Source organism: Methylomonas sp. LWB (assembly GCF_001856095.1).
GTDB classification, from domain to species: Bacteria; Pseudomonadota; Gammaproteobacteria; order Methylococcales; family Methylomonadaceae; genus Methylomonas; species Methylomonas koyamae_A.
The window spans coordinates 272514-287381 of sequence record NZ_MKMC01000012.1 but is presented as its reverse complement, the minus strand read 5'-3'; the positions used below and the strand labels follow the sequence as shown (position 1 = coordinate 287381).

Here is a 14868-nt window from a genome sequence, read left to right as displayed (position 1 = left end):
GTCAGACTATCAACGCACCAAACTCAACAAGACGCCGGCCGCAACCGCCGAGCCGATAACCCCGGCCACGTTCGGCCCCATTGCGTGCATCAGCAAGAAGTTATGTGGGTTGCTTTCCAGACCGATTTTGTTGGCGACCCTGGCCGCCATGGGTACCGCCGAGACGCCGGCGGCGCCGATCAACGGGTTGATCGGGGTACTACTGAAGCGGTTCATGATCTTGGCCATGATGACGCCGCTAGCGGTACCGATCGCGAACGCGATCGCCCCCAAACCCAGGATGCCCAAGGTCTGGACTTTCAAAAAGGCTTCGGCGCTGAGTTTGGATCCGACCGACAAGCCTAAAAAGATCGTGACGATATTAATCAATTCGTTCTGGGCGGTCTTGCTCAAGCGATCGACGACACCCGAGGCATTCATCAGGTTACCGAGACAAAACATTCCGACCAGCGGCGCGGCCGACGGCAGCAAGAAGGCGGTTAACACCAGCAACATCAAAGGGAACACAATTTTTTCGGTCTTGCCGACGTTACGCAATTGCTGCATTTCGATCCGGCGTTCGGCTTCACTGGTCAGCGCACGCATGATCGGCGGTTGAATCAACGGCACCAGCGCCATGTAGGAATAGGCGGCGACCGCGATGGCACCGAGTAATTCCGGCGCCAATTTAGACGCTACGTAAATCGCGGTCGGACCGTCGGCGCCGCCGATAATCGCGATCGCGGCGGCTTCCCGCAAGCTGAATTGCATGCCTGGGACCGCATTCAAAGCCAACGCGCCGAACAATGTGGCGAAGATGCCGAACTGGGCGGCGGCCCCCAAAAACAAGGTTTTCGGATTGGCCAACATCGGGCCGAAATCGGTCATCGCACCGACGCCCATGAAGATCAACAACGGAAACACGCCGGCTTTAATGCCGTAATACATGTAGTACAAGATACCGCCCTCGTCTATCATGCCGGCGGCTGGAATATTGCTCAGTACCGCGCCGAAACCGATAGGCAGCAACAACAGGGGTTCAAACCCTTTTTTAATGGCCAAATACAGCAATAGAAATCCGACCGCCATCATAGCGACCTGCGATCCGGTCGCGTTATAGATGCCGGTGTTTTCCCACAATAGTCTGATATTTTCCATGGAGCTCTTGATTGGTTCGATAAAGGCCTGACGAATATTTACAACGTGACCAGGATGTCGCCGACCGCCACCGAGTCGCCCTGCCTGACGTTGACGGCGCTAACGATGCCGGCCACCTTGGCGCGAATCTCGGTTTCCATTTTCATGGCTTCCATGATCAACACCACGTCGCCTTCCGACAAATGCGAACCGACGTTGACATTAACTCGCAATACCACGCCGGCCAGCGGCGACTCGACCACGCCCTTGCCGCTGACGATGGGCGCGGTAGCCGCCAACATCGGGCCGCTTTCGTCGATGACCAATTTGCTGGCAATCGGCTGTACAACGATCTCGGCCGCGCCGCCGCCCGGAGCGACCACCACGTGGAAATTCTTGCCGTCCACGTTGACGGTGTAACTCTCGGCCAGGCCTTCCGAGCAAACCGGTGCCGGCGCTGCGGCAACGACAGCCGCGGGCTCGGCGCCGGGAGCAGGTTCGAACGCGGCAGGGTTGCCTCGGTTTTGAATGAACTTCCAACCGACTTGAGCAAACAAACCGTCGATCAACGCATCTTCCTCGACATTCTCGGCCAATTTGACGTTATCGGCCGCCGCCTTGGCTTTAACCTCGGCGATCAACTTATCCATTTCCGGCTCCAACAAATCGGCCGGCCGGCACGTGATCGGCTCACCGCCATTCAACACTCTGGCCTGTAATGCCTTATCGACAGGCGCGGGCGTCGCACCGTACTCGCCTTTCAATACCCCGGCGGTTTCCTTGCTGATGGTTTTGTAACGTTCGCCGGACAACACGTTCAACACGGCCTGAGTACCGACAATTTGCGAGGTTGGCGTTACCAAGGGGATGTAACCGAGATCCTTGCGAACCTTGGGAATCTCGAGCAGTACCTCGTCGAAACGATCGGAAGCCCCCTGCTCCTTCAATTGACTTTCCATATTGGTCAGCATGCCACCGGGTACCTGCGAAATCAGGATGCGGCCGTCCACGCCTTTCAAACTGCCTTCGAATTGCGCGTATTTTTTACGGACTTCCCTGAAATAATCGGCGATACGTTCCAGCTTGACCAAATCCAGGCCGGTGTCGCGCTTTTGACCGGCCATCATCGCCACGACGGTTTCAGTGGGACTGTGGCCGTAAGTCATGCTCAGCGACGAGATCGCGGTATCGACGTTATCGACGCCGGCCTCTATCGCCTTGATATAGGTCCCGACACTCAGGCCGGTGGTGGCATGGCATTGCATATGGATAGGAACGGCCACCGCTCGTTTCAGCTTGCTGACCAATTCGTAGGCGTCATAAGGCGTCAACAGACCGGCCATGTCCTTGATACAGATGGAATGGGCCCCCATGTCCTCGATCTGTTTGCCGAGTTCGACCCACTTTTTAATGGTATGTACCGGGCTGGTGGTGTACGAAATCGTGCCTTGGGCGTGAGCGTCGGTATTTAAAACAGCTTTGACGGCACGTTCGATATTGCGCATGTCGTTCATCGCGTCGAATATCCGGAACACATCGATACCGTTTACGACGCAACGCTCGACAAATTTATCGACCACATCGTCGGCATAGTGCCGGTAACCCAAAATATTCTGGCCGCGAAACAACATCTGTTGCGGCGTGTTGGGCATGGCTTTTTTGAGCAAGCGCAAACGCTCCCAAGGATCTTCACCCAAATAGCGCACGCAAGCGTCGAAAGTAGCGCCGCCCCAAGACTCGAGCGACCAGTAGCCGATTTGATCCAACTGCGCGCAGATCGGCAGCATATCCTCGATACGCAACCGAGTTGCCAGAATCGACTGATGGGCGTCTCGCAACACCACCTCGGTGATTCCCAGGGGCTTGATAACCTTTTCCACTCTCTATCTCCTAATGACTTTTTTGGGTCGTATATCGATGCCTTTTGGGCAAGGCTTATGCTTTTCGATGTTTCTTGCGGTATTGATGTACCGCCGCCGCGATGGCGGCAACCACGGCTTTGTCACCGCTTTGAGCGACCGGAGCATCCGGATACTGAGCCGGCAGTTCCGGAAAATAGCGTTGGATAAACGCCGACATTAAGCTGATCGCGACGATCAGCATGGCCAAAAATGCGTAAACCATGCCCATGCCAATCAACATGACTTCAATTCCGGAGGTCAGCATTTCGTTCATGTTTGGTGTCCAAATGATTAATATGTCACGGCATTATCGCCAAAACCACCCGATTAAACAATCTTAAGCGGGCCGCGAGCTAGGACGGGCAATGGAACGAACGCTAGAGCGGGCGCGGCCTAGCGCTCGTAAGAAGTTGAAATCAGGCCGGAAAACCTATCGGGTATCGGGCGTTCCAACTAAGCGGCGGCAGATCGCTTTTTGGGCGGCAATCGCGCGAATTAACCCAACGGGGACTTCCCTAGCGATTCCTTAAACACCTAGGGAGGGCCAGCTCGACCGGGGAATCAGGCCAGACTTTCCAAATAGGCCAAGACTTCCGGGATATGCGTTTTGACCTGCACCTTACGCCATTCCTTCAGCAATACCCCGTTTTCGTCGATGACGAAGGTGCTGCGTTCGATGCCTAATACTTGTTTGCCGTACATATTCTTGGTCTTGATCACATCGAACAAACGACAAAGCGCCTCGTCCTGGTCGGCCAGTAGATCGAACGGAAATTGTTGCTTGGCTTTAAAGCCTTCGTGTACTTTAACGCTGTCGCGGGAAATCCCGAAGATCACCGCATTCAATTGAGAGAAGCGGTCTATATTATCGCGAAACGCAATACCTTCCTGAGTGCAGCCCGGCGTATTGTCTTTGGGGTAGAAATACAAAACCAGTTTCCTACCCCGGTAGTCGCCGAGACGAATGGTTTTATCGCCGGTGGCGGCAATTTCAAAATCAGGAACAGGGGCGCCAATAGAAAGAGTCATCACGTTACCTTTTGATAGGTTCCAAAATCGCATCGATATTCAAGGTGTCGCAGAAATCCAAAAACTCTTCCCGCAACGACAGAATCCGCACGTCCGGCGGGACCAGCAGCACGAAACGGCTGGACAGAACCGGATTGTTGAAGAATGGCGCTTGATGGCGGCTGGCACTGACTTCCTCGATCGTGATGCCCCGCTCCATCAAAAACGCACTGACCGCGAACAACACATCGTCCTTATCCACTGAAATGGTTTCCAGCGTATAAGGCACGCCCTCAATATCCAATTTGCCGTCCTCGGGCCTCAGATAACTGATTTGCAGGTTGAAACGCAGCTTGACGGCATCCAGCATGCCTTCCAATTTGGCGATATGATTCCAGTTGCCGGATATCAATAAATAGGCGGAACTCAGTTGGGTCAGATTAGCGGTACGCAACTCGATCACCGTGCACTGACAGGCACTCAATGCCGATAAAATTTCCACGATGAAGCCGCTAGCCTTGTTGCCTAGCGCCGAGATTGCAAGCTGCATGGTCATTGATCCTTAAAAACGGGTCTTTACAGTGTAGCATCAAGCCCTGTCCGGACAAAAGCCACCCGCGCCGGCTGGTCGATTCAAGGACCGTTGTTGATCCGGGTAATGACGGCGTGGTCGTCGAAATGCACGGTCAACTTATTACCCGTACGCGCTTTGCTCAACAGCTCGACGTCGACTTTGAAGGCGGTGGCCAACTGCGAGTCAGTCACCGGCGGCGGCCGATGCGGCGGACGATGCGCACGTAGCCAAGCCAGATAGACCGTCCACACCAACCAAAGCAGCGCTATGACCAATATAATTTCGGCATAGAGCTGCATCAGCTCCAACAGGGTTTTGTAGCCGCCGAACCAGCGGATTTCGTCGGACAGACTCTTCAAACCCATCAGCCAGGCCCCAAGCGTGAACAAGGGTGTTAAGAAATATAGCCACAACAGCCAACTCGCGAGCGCCAGCAGCGCCGAACCAAGCTTCTGCTGCACGCTTTGCAGGTGCGGCTGATTGATGATGATATCCTTCATTTGCTCCGCAAACCTCTGTCCAAGGTGACCCAGACCGCTCGTTGGCCGCGCTTCTTACGCAATGCGCTGATGCAGCCGTTGATGGTCGTGCCGACATTGATCAACCAATACACGATCGGATACCAAATCATCCAGTAGTAATGCTGCGCGGACTGGCCGTTCTGGCGCTCATAGCGCGCATCGATCGCCAGACTCACCCCAAATTGGATCAGGCAGGTCACGCACAACAGCATGCTGGTCCAATGCGGCGACAGGTCCTCCAGAGCCTCGGCCGGCTGCTGGGCGGAAACCCATTGCCAAGGCACCCAAGCCAACATTCCCACAACCAAAAACGCCCAGCTCAGACTAATGCAGCATTCCAGGTATAAAGGCCACATACCGCGGCTGCGCCAGTTAAACAGCGAGCGAAAATAGCGCAGCATCACCTCGACGCCGCCTTGCGCCCAGCGGCTACGCTGTTTCCACAAGCCCTTCAAGGTCTCCGGCATCAGCACCCAGCATAAGGCATTCGGCTCGAAGCGTATCATCCAGCCGGCCAGTTGCAACTTCCAACTGATGTCGATGTCCTCGGTCACCATGTCCGGACTCCAATAGCCGACATCGTGCAACGCGGACTTGCGAAAGCCCGCTATCACGCCGGAAATCGTAAAGATATGTCCGTAAGAGCGCTGCGCGCGCTTAATCATGCCGACGATCGCCGAAAATTCGCCGACCTGAATCTTGCCCAGCAGTGTCGAGCGATTACGGATGCGGGGATTGCCGGTCACCGCGCCGACGTTCGGATCTTCCAGAAAATGCCTGACGATCCAGGCGGTCGCATTGGGCGCCAATAGCGCATCGCCGTCGATGCCGATCAGAATCTCGCTGTTGGCCAACAAGGCCGCCGTCCGCAAACCCACGGCCTTACCTTGGTTGCTGGCCAGATTCACGACTCTAAGCTTGGAATGTTGGTCGGCCAACTCGTGCAGAATTTCCAGGGTATTGTCCTTGCTGCCGTCGTTAATCGCGATAATTTCGAAATTCGGGTATTTCTGGTGCAGTAAGTATTCGATGGTCTCGCGGACATTCTCGCCCTCGTTGTAACAAGGGATCAGAATCGACACCGGCGGGTATTCGGCCAAATCCGGAACGTCCGACCAAACGCTACCGCGCTTGCGTTCCCAACGCCAGTAATACAGGATGCCGCCCAGCATCCAGACGTAGGCCATCAGCAACGGATAGTAAAATACGAAGCGCGACAACCATTCGTCGATGTGCTCCCAAGGTAAGTCTTGCAAACGTTCCTGCAACAGCAGTTTCCAGTCAATCAGCTGTTCGAACCACGGTTGAGCCATGATGTCATCCATAAGGGCTTATTCCTTCCTGGCGACCGGAAAATACTTCTTCAATTCTTCCAACTTGGGCTGGTCGTGATACAGGTTATCCGGATAATAGCCGATGTGCTTGGCGCCGTTTTTTTTCAGAATCTGAAATTGTTCGCCGAATACCGCCATCGGGATGTCCTGCTGTTTTTTCCAATTCACCGTTTGCAGTTCGAACACCATTTTGTCTAAGCCGCCAGGCACTTGCGCGGTTTTCTGCACCAATTCCGTCAACCATTGCTTGGGATTCTCGGCATCTTCCATGAACGGCATCGCCTCGATCGCCACATAGTCGTAATGCTTCATAAAGGCCGGAAACGATTGGGCATACCACTCCTCGCTATACGGCTTCAACAAAGGCAGCGAATAAAAATTGCGCGCGGTCGAAATATAGGGGCGGTAAAAGCGCACTCGATCGGTCAAATAGTCGGTGAACTGGCCGATCAACTCGGTCTTGTGTTGCGCCCAGCGGAGACGCAGTTCGCTGGAAGCGTGGAGTTTGTCGAATTCGGCCGGCAATCCCCAAACGTCGCGGGCAAACTCCAATGCCTGGGGCGACACATCCTCGAAATCGGACAGAATGCCGTCGTCATGAAACAAAATACCGTTGAAATCGCAATGCTTGGCCAAGTCCTCGTAAATTTCGCCGACGAATTGGCGAGCTTCCGGGTTGAACGGCGACAAGCGGGTGTAGACGTGCCGAGATAACTGCGGCTCGCCGTCCCGCCACTCCTTAACATACCACTTCAACGGCGCGTCGGCCTTGTAGGCCATGATCGGCATCCAGGCGTAGACCTTGACGCCGGCACGCTTACGCAATTGAAACGCCACGTAATTAAACATATCCCGGCGTACCGGCAGGTGCCGATTCGGGAAATACAATTTATCGGCGTTGCCGTCGCCATCGGGATCGGAATAGGCTTGTAGATAAACAGTATTGGCGCCGCTCTGCGCGATCCGTTCGACCAACGCGCTCAAGTTTTTGGCGGTCTGCTCCTCGTCGTCGTCGTAGATATAGTCCATGTCTACATGCGCGACCCGCAACTCTCTCCCCACGCGTTTCTTGGTGACGATTTCCGCGAATTGTTGAACATTGGGATCGTCGGCCAACATCATCCGTTTCATCGCGTGAACGTTGGCCAGCGTGTTCACCCCGTCGTCCAAGCCCATCGTCAATGACATGCCGGCCATTTTGGCGGCTTCCAGCGCGATAGTGTTGTATTCGCCGTAGGGCCATACCATCACACGGGGCCGCTGACCCAATACCTGCAACAGTCGCTCCGAACTCTTATTAAGCTCCTGAAACAGGCGTTTTCGATAATCCTCGTCTTTTTCGTACTCTTCGTATTCGCTACTGTAAAGTCTGGACGTGACGGCGCTTTCTTCACTACCTTGCGGATTGGCGACCACGCCATGATGCAGGTCGTAGCTATGCGAAGCGATCTCGACCAAACCGCTGGCCATCACTTCGCGAACCTGGGCCGCGCTCATCAGCGGAATATTGTTGTGCGAGGCTTTTTGATCCAACCACGAACCGACCACCGCCAACGTCGCCGGATACTTGTACTTTTTCAGCAAGGGCAAGGCTCTGGTATAAAAACTCAAATAGCCGTCGTCGAAGGTCAGAATCACCGCCTTGCTGGGCAGCGCCTTCTCACCGTGCTGGGCATCCACTAAATCCTGAATGCTGATGACATGGTAGTTGTTCTTTTTTAGCCAGGCGAAGTGGTCTTCCAGATGGGTTTTGTTGACCGCGATCCTGTCGAACGGCGGCACTCGCTCTTCCTCTTCCAGAATGTCGTGGTAATTCAAAATCAGAAAGCCGGCATTGTCGACATCGGCAGCTCGGCCGACCGCGGAATACAGGCAAAGCGCCAAAAAAATCACGCGAGCAAAAAAACTCATATCCATTTGATAACAAGAGGGAAATGTCAGAATAGCAGAGATTGCCGGCGGTGGGATCGCGCCGGATTTGGACTGCGGATTTTACCTGAAACGCAATTTTTAGCCTGTTTTAATTTAATAACAGAGGTTCCGCAGGTTCTGTCAGACAGAAAGAGCATCAAGCTGAAAGTAGAGCTATCAGCCAGTGATCGTCAGAAGCTACTAGATTACTTGGCAGTCATTGGCGAAAACGATCCCAGCATCATCAATGAACTCCTCGGGTAGTGCAGTCAGGATGCGACAACCATGGCAGCGGCGCTAAGCCATGCGGAACATGTTTTGAACGTAGAACACGAGGTCACAACCGGCTTAGTGCAATGTTCAAACTGTGGGCAATTAGCACGCGACAAGTGTCAGTTTAGCAATTGGCACCTCGTGGCCGATAAATGGCGGCGCTGCTGAGACTTCGCCCCACTCCAGAAACCGGAAGCCTCGGGACTGAATGACCAGTTTTTCGTTTTGGTCGGTGATTCCGCGAAATTGCTTGTAGCGTTGCCAGAGTTGGTCTGGGGGCAAAAAGGCATCCAGGGTGAATTCGGTTTCGATGTCTTCGTTAGGAGCTGGGACTTTGTTGTATGCGGCAAACGCATCGCCGTTGGAGCTAAAGGCGCTAGGCACTTGCAGGATTTCGGCATAGCCCAAAGCTTGTTGCAGACCGTGGCTGACGGTGTGGTTGTTGTCTTTGACTTCGACTACCGCAACCGGCACGCCGGGTTCCCAGTACAGCACATAGTCGGCAAATTTCTTTTTTTCTTATTGCGCGAGGAAACATTGCCACGAACGACGATGGGGCCGGGGGTTAAAGTTACTTCGCGGCGAATTTGTCGGATGGTGTCCCAGCCGGCGTCGCGGATAGCTGGAGTGATGAAAAGGTCGCAGATGTCGGTTTCGCTGAGGGCCTTCTTTTCGTTTCTATCCCTAAATCAGGAGTCCTATCTAACGATTCGGTTGGCCGAATAGTATAACGTTAGAGTGGCTGAACTTAGATATTGCCAGAAAATTTGGTAATCAGGCCGGGATTAGTTTGCAACTAATTTAGATGACCGGGATTTTAACCAAGTCCGGCTAGAGCAAAGAGATTAAGTAGCTTTCCAGTAACGATCAGTCGGCAAGCATTGAAAATTGTTGTACCGAAATGACAATTCTGAAACTTATAGCAACCAGTTGCTTTATAAGTAGTTGATTTAATTGGTCGGGACGGCGGGATTTGAACCCACTACCACTTGCCCCCCCAGAAAAGTAACCATCATTCCAACAAAATCCAATAGCGTATTTTTATTTCATAATTATCATGCACATATAAATTTTTTAGTAAGCTTATTGTCCAGATTCGTCCATCGTGATTTAATAAAATCCTATAAAAAATGTATCCCGAAATGTATCCCGGAAAATAGGATGGGAGACCTAAATCATGGCAAACAACAAACTTACCGACTTGGCTTTCCGCAAGTTAAAACCGCAGGACAAGGAACAACTCATTCCAGACGGTGGAGGTCTGTATATTCGGGTTAGATCAATTGCCGATGGCGGTGCGGTATCGTTTCGTTTTCGGTACTTGCTCAAGGGCAAACAAATATGGATGACACTCAAGTCAAAAACATTAGCGGAAGCCCGAAAGGAACGGGACAACAACAAAACTATTGCTAAACAAGGGATAGACCCAATTACTGAGCAAAAATTGTCGGCCGAACGAACTAGAGCGGCCCAACTCGCCGAACAAGACGAATTAGCCAGACAGCAAGCTCTTACCAGCGTCAACGGATTATTTGAGCGCTGGGTAATGACTGACTTGCAGCAGCGCAAGGATTTAACCGAAGTGCAACGGATGTTTGCCAAGGACGTGTTGTCTATCATAGGCACCATCAATGCCCAAGACATTAGAAAAAGCCATGTCACCGACGTTATCGACCGCATCAAACAACGCGGCTCGGTTCACACGGCGCGAAATCTACTCAAATTGATGAGGCAAATGTTCAAGTTTGCGGTTGACCGCGACATTATCGAATTCGATCCGACAGCCAGTTTGAGCGTTAGCAAGGTCACCACCAAAAATACCGAACGCGACCGCGTGTTATCGCAAGACGAAATCAAGTTATTGAATGAACAACTCCATGCCGCCGGCTTGATGCAGTCCACACAATGTGCGATCTGGATCATGCTATCAACACTTTGCCGTGTCGGCGAACTCAGCAAAGCCCAATGGAAACATATCGACTTCGACGCCAAGACCTTTTTTATCCCCGTCGAAAACAGCAAAAACGACAAAGCCCATACCGTTTACTTATCCGACTTTGCCTTGAATCAATTTCGACTCCTGCACGCATCCCGGCAATCGGAAATCTGGTTATTCCCCAATACCAAAGACACTGACCACGTTTGCGAAAAATCCATCACCAAGCAAATCGACGGCCGCCAAAATTCGACCGTGTATAGCAATCGCAGCAAAGCCAACCAAGCCTTGGTATTGCCCGGCGGCAAATGGACGCCGCACGACCTGCGTAGAACTGGCGCCACGATGATGGGTAACCTTGGCATACATGGCGACGTGATCGAAAAGTGCCTGAACCACACCCAAGAAAACAAGCTGAAACGCGTCTACCAGCATCAAGAATTAAAAGCAGAGCAGGCGGAGGCTTGGCGCATATTGGGGGAACGACTGGAGTTATTGACTACCCAGTCCTCAAACGTAGTTCCAATCAAGCGGGCAAGCTAACGCGAAACAAAAACCAGACGCACAATTGGCGTACAATGATCGCCAAGCAATTTGGAGGACTTTTATATGCCTACGACAGAAACCATCAAACAAGAGCGGATGCACATTCGCCTGGACGCCCTTTCCAAGCAAAAGCTGGAAAAAGCCGCTAGCTACAGCCATAAAAAACTGTCGGAATTTGTCTTGACCCAGTCGCTAGCCGCCGCCGAAAACATCATCAACGAACACGAACAAATCAGCCTTTCAAAGACCGATTGGACGCTGTTTTTAGACGCGCTGGAAAACCCGCAAGCCAAAAACGCCAAAATGCAAGAAGCCTTGGCATTGCATAAACAATCCGTTGTCAGGGATTAATGCCACTCAAAATCGAAGCGCTCAACCCCGGCCACCAACGCAAAGCCTTCGATTGCGGCGAAGCCAGCTTAAACAGCTATTTGCAGCGATACGCCCGCCAAAACGTAAAACATCGCATCAACAAGGTGTTTGTGGCGACCGACATCAATTCGCCTCAAACCATTCTCGGCTACTACACCCTTAGTGCCGGCAGTGTCCGAGCCGATGACTTGCCGCCGGAGCACAATCGCCGCCTACCCAACTACCCGGTGCCGGTCGCATTGCTTGGCCGGTTAGCCGTTGATAAAAACCATCAAGGCCAACGATTGGGAATGATACTGCTAGCCGACGCCGTACAACGCGTGGAGCAAGCCAGCACGGTGATGGCGGTTTATGCCATTGTCGTGGATGCTCTGAATCCATCGGCTGCAGACTTTTATAAACAGTTCGGTTTTATCATTTTCCCCAACCAACCGTTAAAATTATTCCTACCGCTGAGCAATTAAACTAAATCGATTTGATAGCTACAGCCTGTTTCAATCCACGCGCCCACGCGGGGCGCGACGAGTGCGTGGGGCGGTCTAGGAGCCTGTCGGACTTAACTTACCAGCACTTCTGTTGTCATCCAGCTCAGCGAAGACGGCGGTCGAAGGAAGGATTTGCCACTGGTTAGGCGAGCGTTTTGGCGTTGGATTCCGATAACGCCAATCGAGCCTTTTGCTGGCCAATCGTTTCGACCATTAGACGACCCTCGCCAAGATATGCATCCGTTTCAAGTTGAAGGCCATGGCCACCAGTTTCCACTCACCGGTGACCGCATCCAGACCGCGTAAGGAGAATTGGCGAAAGCCGAGTACCTGTTTGATGATCCCGAACACGGGTTCCACCGTGCATTTGCGCTTGGCATAACGGGCTTTGCCTTCGCGGGTTTTCAAGTACCAAGCCATCTTTTCCAGCGGATCGTCGCCAGTCGGTTCCGGCGCATCCGGGGCTAAACGTTCCGCCAACGGCCGATGATGACTGTCACGGCCCATGGCGATTAAAGGTTCGATCCGGTTTCGTTCGCAAGCCTGGACGTTGGCGGCACTGAAGTAGCCGGTGTCCGCCAGTAGGGCTTCGGCTTGGCCCAAGGCGTCGGGCAGTTTTTTCAGTTCGGCCAGCATCGGCTCAACTTGTTGTTTGTCGTTGGTCTGCTGCGTGACCGTGGTGGCCACGATCAGCATCGTATCGACATCGACGGCGGCCTGACTGTTGTAGCCTTGCACAAAGCCTTCGTGACTCGGCAGGATGCGCGATTCCTCGTCGGTCAGGTTGATTTGATCGTCGGGCTTGGGGCCGGCTACCGGCGCCTTGGGTTCCGGGCCTCGCGGCTTTTGGCCAGCTTGCCGCTGGGCTTCCCGGCGGGACACCTTGTCCTCGTATGCCTGTTCGGCTTGCGCGTCGCGCGGTTTGGCCCGCTCGGCGATCTTGGCTTTCGCTTCACGCAAGGCTTTCAGCCGGTCTTCCCGCCGCGCCAATTCGTCCGGCAGATCAAGGCCGTCCCGGTCGTCCACCGCGTCGGTTTCGTCGGCCTTTTGCAGTAAGGCCTGAACTTCGTCTCGTAGCTGTGCTTCGAGCTTTTCGATATGGCTGTGGGACAAGGCCTTGTGCTTGGAGGCATTCGCTTTGAGCTTGGTGCCGTCCAACGCGATTTGCCCCAGCTTCACCAACTTCATCGCTTGCGCCAGACTCAGCACTTGGACGAACAGGTCTTCCAACTCGACCAGGAACGTCTTGCGGAAGTGAGCCAGGGTATCGTGATCGGGATGGGTATCACCAGACAAGAAACGAAACGCCACCGAATCGTAGGTGGCCCGTTCGATCTTCCGGCTGGAAAACACGCCGGTGGCGTACCCATAGACCAGCAGTGCCAATAATATCGCCGGATGGTGCGCCGCCGAACCCCGACCTTGATAGCGGCTCGTCAACCGGCTTAAATCCAACTGCTCGATGACTTCGACGACAAAACGCGCCAAGTGATCCTCCGGCAACCATTCGTCCACCGAGGGGGGTAATAGATAGACTTGATGGCGGTTGACAGGAATGAATCGACTCATCAAGGGCTCTCCCGGTTGCTGGTTCTTTCTATACCACCTATTTTATCTAACCAAGTTACCGAAGGGACTATTGGCTTTTAAGTCCGACAGGCTCCTAGTCATCAATTTACCGTTTCAATCCACGCGCCCACGCGGGGCGCGACAGTTGGTCGTAAAGCTCCCGGCAGCCGGCAATGTTTCAATCCACGCGCCCACGCGGGGCGCGACGCCTTGATCACGCCGTTGATATAACCAACCGCGTTTCAATCCACGCGCCCACGCGGGGCGCGACGAAAGAAGCCGAATCCGCATTGATCCAGGAAATCGTTTCAATCCACGCGCCCACGCGGGGCGCGACGACTTCGACAAAATTCGATACGTCATCCTGATCGTTTCAATCCACGCGCCCACGCGGGGCGCGACCTGTACGGAAGAGTCGTTGCGCGAGTCCGGCGCGTTTCAATCCACGCGCCCACGCGGGGCGCGACCTATGGATCCGGCGGTTTTATGCTGAAAGACGTACTGTTTCAATCCACGCGCCCACGCGGGGCGCGACGGCGCCGGCAGCGCGGCCGCTTTGTTCGCCGCGTTTCAATCCACGCGCCCACGCGGGGCGCGACTCGGCTGATGATGGGTTACGCGCAAGACGTAACCGTTTCAATCCACGCGCCCACGCGGGGCGCGACATGTCCTGGTGCATCGGTAACGTCATCATTCACGTTTCAATCCACGCGCCCACGCGGGGCGCGACCTGCGTCAGCAAACAAGTGGAAGCCATCGCCGAGTTTCAATCCACGCGCCCACGCGGGGCGCGACTTGGGTCAGCTCAGCGAGCTGTCGCCGATCGAGTTTCAATCCACGCGCCCACGCGGGGCGCGACCGGCCAGGTTGTCTTCGCCGGATGGAGTTCGGCGTTTCAATCCACGCGCCCACGCGGGGCGCGACGGTTCTTGCACGTCGTCGGTAAACGGGTCTTTGTTTCAATCCACGCGCCCACGCGGGGCGCGACGCCAAGCCATCCTTTATCGCCGACGGCGTGGTGTTTCAATCCACGCGCCCACGCGGGGCGCGACGGCAGCCGCTTGTTGATCAGGTTGGACGGCATGTTTCAATCCACGCGCCCACGCGGGGCGCGACACCTACGGCTATTACTACCGATCGGTGGCGTGGTTTCAATCCACGCGCCCACGCGGGGCGCGACGACCGTGTGTTTTATGAGGCATAAGGACGTATGTTTCAATCCACGCGCCCACGCGGGGCGCGACGCCGGCAGCCAGCCGATCCGCGTCAATTTGCTGTTTCAATCCACGCGCCCACGCGGGGCGCGACCCCGGCCGTCGTTT

Annotated in this window: 12 protein-coding genes, 1 pseudogene and 1 CRISPR repeat array (1 of these 14 cut by a window edge); of the genes and pseudogenes, 3 read left to right on the top strand and 10 right to left on the bottom strand. The window is 54.2% G+C overall.

All coding sequences use genetic code 11. The annotated features are described in order from the left end of the window. Nucleotides 1-9: 9 nt before the first annotated feature. From BJL95_RS07240 to BJL95_RS07200, 9 genes and pseudogenes are all read right to left on the bottom strand, one after another. Nucleotides 10-1137, bottom strand: coding sequence for a sodium ion-translocating decarboxylase subunit beta (locus BJL95_RS07240; protein WP_071156663.1), 1128 nt, complete (start codon nucleotides 1135-1137; stop codon nucleotides 10-12). Between the two features lie 38 nt (nucleotides 1138-1175). Continuing rightward, on the bottom strand, nucleotides 1176-2996 hold the full coding sequence (gene oadA / locus BJL95_RS07235) for a sodium-extruding oxaloacetate decarboxylase subunit alpha (protein ID WP_071156661.1): 1821 nt from the start codon (nucleotides 2994-2996) through the stop codon (nucleotides 1176-1178). Nucleotides 2997-3051: 55 nt separating this feature from the next. Further along, a complete protein-coding gene (locus BJL95_RS07230; protein ID WP_064029716.1) occupies nucleotides 3052-3291 on the bottom strand; it encodes an OadG family protein in 240 nt (79 codons plus the stop codon). 287 nt (nucleotides 3292-3578) lie between these two features. Further along, a complete protein-coding gene (locus BJL95_RS07225) occupies nucleotides 3579-4049 on the bottom strand; it encodes a peroxiredoxin (protein ID WP_217631665.1) in 471 nt (156 codons plus the stop codon). 1 nt (nucleotide 4050) lies between these two features. Beyond that, nucleotides 4051-4575 (bottom strand): glycine cleavage system protein R, encoded by a 525-nt coding sequence (locus BJL95_RS07220; protein ID WP_071157051.1) that lies wholly within the window; start codon nucleotides 4573-4575, stop codon nucleotides 4051-4053. Between the two features lie 83 nt (nucleotides 4576-4658). Next, nucleotides 4659-5099: a poly-beta-1,6-N-acetyl-D-glucosamine biosynthesis protein PgaD gene (gene pgaD / locus BJL95_RS07215; RefSeq protein ID WP_071156657.1), complete on the bottom strand. Its 441-nt coding sequence runs from the start codon at nucleotides 5097-5099 to the stop codon at nucleotides 4659-4661. Further along, nucleotides 5096-6445 carry a poly-beta-1,6-N-acetyl-D-glucosamine synthase gene (pgaC, locus tag BJL95_RS07210; RefSeq protein ID WP_139306161.1) on the bottom strand — a complete coding sequence of 450 codons (1350 nt, stop codon included), beginning with the start codon at nucleotides 6443-6445 and terminating at the stop codon, nucleotides 5096-5098. Before pgaC ends, pgaD begins: the two co-directional genes overlap by 4 nt. Nucleotides 6446-6451: 6 nt before the next feature. Next, nucleotides 6452-8365: a poly-beta-1,6-N-acetyl-D-glucosamine N-deacetylase PgaB gene (pgaB, locus tag BJL95_RS07205; protein WP_254786713.1), complete on the bottom strand. Its 1914-nt coding sequence runs from the start codon at nucleotides 8363-8365 to the stop codon at nucleotides 6452-6454. A 477-nt stretch (nucleotides 8366-8842) separates the two neighbouring features. Next, nucleotides 8843-9285 (bottom strand): annotated as a pseudogene (locus BJL95_RS07200) (type I restriction enzyme HsdR N-terminal domain-containing protein); the annotation flags it as partial. 530 nt (nucleotides 9286-9815) lie between these two features. Here BJL95_RS07200 and BJL95_RS07195 point away from each other — a divergent pair. The 3 genes from BJL95_RS07195 (at nucleotide 9816) to BJL95_RS07185 (ending at nucleotide 11956) form a co-directional block, all read left to right on the top strand. After that, complete coding sequence (locus tag BJL95_RS07195; RefSeq protein WP_071156651.1) at nucleotides 9816-11117, top strand: site-specific integrase; 1302 nt, start codon at nucleotides 9816-9818, stop codon at nucleotides 11115-11117. A 66-nt stretch (nucleotides 11118-11183) separates the two neighbouring features. Next, a complete protein-coding gene (locus tag BJL95_RS07190) occupies nucleotides 11184-11471 on the top strand; it encodes a DUF1778 domain-containing protein (RefSeq protein ID WP_071156649.1) in 288 nt (95 codons plus the stop codon). Next, nucleotides 11471-11956, top strand: a complete 486-nt coding sequence (locus BJL95_RS07185) for a GNAT family N-acetyltransferase (protein ID WP_071156647.1) — start codon at nucleotides 11471-11473, stop codon at nucleotides 11954-11956. The genes BJL95_RS07190 and BJL95_RS07185 overlap by 1 nt, the downstream gene beginning before the upstream one ends. Before the next feature lie 234 nt (nucleotides 11957-12190). Here the strand turns inward: BJL95_RS07185 and BJL95_RS07180 are convergent, their stop codons facing one another. Next, on the bottom strand, nucleotides 12191-13546 hold the full coding sequence (locus tag BJL95_RS07180) for an IS1182 family transposase (protein ID WP_071156645.1): 1356 nt from the start codon (nucleotides 13544-13546) through the stop codon (nucleotides 12191-12193). A gap of 111 nt (nucleotides 13547-13657) precedes the next feature. Beyond that, nucleotides 13658-14868: direct repeats of the CRISPR family, unit length 32 nt; unit sequence GTTTCAATCCACGCGCCCACGCGGGGCGCGAC; it runs 1475 nt beyond the window's last position.